The following is a 580-nucleotide window of genomic DNA, read 5'->3' as shown; positions in this document are numbered from 1 at the left end:
GACGCGTTTGAAGCCGGGCCGCATCGTGGTACTCGGTGGAACCAACGCAATGTCCGACAACGTCGCCCAGAATCTGGCTGGTTTTGTGGAGGAGAATCCGTCGTCAGCGCTGACGGCCACCCCGGCCCCGCTTGTCTCGGGCGAGCCCAAAGTGGGCTCCGTTCTCACTGCGGTGCCCGGATCTTGGCAGCCGTCTCCGGTGACGTTGAGCTATCGCTGGGCGGTTGGCGGTGCTGTCCAAGTTGGTGAGACATCAGCCACCTACAAGCCCGCGGCGGCCGATATTGGTAAGACGGTCACGGTGACCGTTACCGGCGCGAAGTCCGGCTATGGCTCGGTCTCGAAGACCAGTGCCGCAACCACACCGGTGCTGAAGAAACCATTGTCAGTAGTTCGCATCACTTCCGACATTCTGCGATCTACAGTTTGGACGCCTGACAATATCTATGTGATCGATTCAGTCGTGCGTATTTCCTCTGGAGCAACGCTGTCGATCTCTCCTGGTGTGAGTGTGAAGGGCCAGATCACCGTCTCGTCGGGTGGGGTGTTGAACGCAATTGGCACAGCGCAGCAGCCGGTG

The 580-nt window shown here is 59.8% G+C and carries 1 pseudogene; it reads left to right on the top strand.

Going from position 1 to position 580, the window contains the following annotated elements:
* Positions 1-49: 49 nt before the first annotated feature.
* Positions 50-580 (top strand): annotated as a pseudogene (locus IEW81_RS14400) (hypothetical protein); the annotation flags it as partial.

Source organism: Salinibacterium xinjiangense (genome assembly GCF_014645015.1).
In the GTDB taxonomy this organism is placed as follows: domain Bacteria; phylum Actinomycetota; class Actinomycetes; order Actinomycetales; family Microbacteriaceae; genus Rhodoglobus; species Rhodoglobus xinjiangensis.
The sequence above is the reverse complement of the archived record's forward strand: the minus strand, read 5'-3'. Positions and strand labels throughout refer to the sequence as shown.